Raw genomic sequence first — 1,643 nt, 5'->3', positions numbered from 1 at the left:
CCTGGATCCGTGGAGGGGTGTGGGTGAGTGGTGGTGGGGTGTGCGTGAGTGGTTGATCGTGTTGTGGGCGTCGGGTATTCGCTGATCTTGCGTCAGCTTTTTCACTGGGTTTCCTGGTCGTGGGTGGGCGTGTTGGGGTGTTGGGTCAGGTGGTGTTCACCGCGGCCCACAGGGTGGTGAATGCGTGTTGGGATGGCCAGTGTCGGGGCAGGTGCAGGATGGGTGTTCGTGCTGGTCGGGCCAGTCGGGCGGGCACGGCGATGAGCGTGCGGCGCAGCGTCGCTCCGCGCGCGGCTCGTAGTCTGGGGGCCGCGCTGAGCGCGGCGAGGGTGCGCATGAGGTTGTGGCTGATGGCGGTCAGGGCCAGCCAGGCGGCGTTGGCGCCGAAAACGCCGGAGGGAAGATGCGCCAGCGGTCCGTCGATGAGGTCGGCGAACACGGTCTCGATGACGGCGTGGCCGCGGTGGTTGATGTCGGCGGTAACGGTGTCGTCGGTGGTGTTGGTGAAAAACGAGTGATACCGCCAGGCCGGCATCAGGGTGTCGGTGTCGGCGGGGTGATGGGCTTTGACTCGCCGCACGATGAGTCGGGCGGTGATCGGGTGCGGTGAGAGTGGTTTGACCGTGTAGGTGGTTTCGGCGACTTCGGCATCAGAGATCAACTCGCCGGTGTCGGGGTCGGTGACCGCCCCGGGATAGGACACCGGTGTCCAGGCGTCGTCGCCGATGGCGGTGATTGCGCGGGTGATCGCGGTGTTGGTCCGCAGGACCAGCGAGAACGTGGCGCCCAGGCGTTGGCAGGTAGCCATCACCTCGGCCGACCCGTAGGCGGCATCCGCGCGCACGGTGATCTCACCGGCGGCTCCGGCGCGGCGGGCGGTGGCGATGGTTTCGGCGAGCATCGTTGCTGCTCCGGCGCCGGAGGCGGCGCGCCCGGCGCGCAGCCAGGCGTTGGCGATCACCGGTGGGTGCTCGGGTGCACTGAGGGTGGCGATCAGCGGTGAGAGGCCCCGACGCAGCAGTTCACGTCCGGCGATCTTGGCGTGTCCGTAGGAGGCGCCGGTCTTCTGGTAGCCATAGACCGGGCGCAGCAGGGAATCGATATCGAGGAACACGCGGGCACCGTCGGTGGGTAACAATCCTGCCCGGGCACACATCGCCGGCAGCGAGCGCGTCATCACGGCGTTGAGTTGTCGGGTGTGCCCGGGGGTGAACTCCCGCAGGGTTTGTCCGATCGTGGCCGGGGCGTATACGCGGTCGAACAGGCGGGTGTGCCCACCGGCCCGGACGATGTCGAGGTCGTCGATACTGTCAGCGCCGCAACATAACCCGGCGATCACGGTCAGCAGTTTCGCTTCCAGGTTGGCTCCGGCGGAAGCGACCCGGGTGGTGCCCAGATCGACCCGTTCGGCCAGCAATGCGGCCACCCCGGTCGAGTGAGCCAATTCCATCACCGGCACCAACCCGGCATGCGACACCAGATTGTCATCGTCAAAGAGTGCCGACGTGGCCGAGAAGCTGTGTGATACTTTCACTGAAAGTGCCTTCTGAGCTGGGATGTTTAGTGTCTCAACACCACCAATCATCCCAGCTCAGAGGGCATTTTTATATCACCGACACCCCACACCCCTCCACGGATCCAGG

General features: G+C 66.0%; 1 protein-coding gene. It reads right to left on the bottom strand.

Annotated features, from left to right (window positions below):
- Positions 1-145: 145 nt before the first annotated feature.
- A complete protein-coding gene (locus tag GOALK_RS18355) occupies positions 146-1,534 on the bottom strand; it encodes an IS1380-like element ISGosp1 family transposase (RefSeq protein WP_006360329.1) in 1,389 nt (462 codons plus the stop codon).
- Positions 1,535-1,643 lie beyond the last annotated feature (109 nt).

Origin of the sequence: Gordonia alkanivorans NBRC 16433 (assembly GCF_000225505.1) — a bacterium.
GTDB classification, from domain to species: Bacteria; Actinomycetota; Actinomycetes; order Mycobacteriales; family Mycobacteriaceae; genus Gordonia; species Gordonia alkanivorans.
This window is presented reverse-complemented; position numbering and strand designations above follow the sequence as displayed.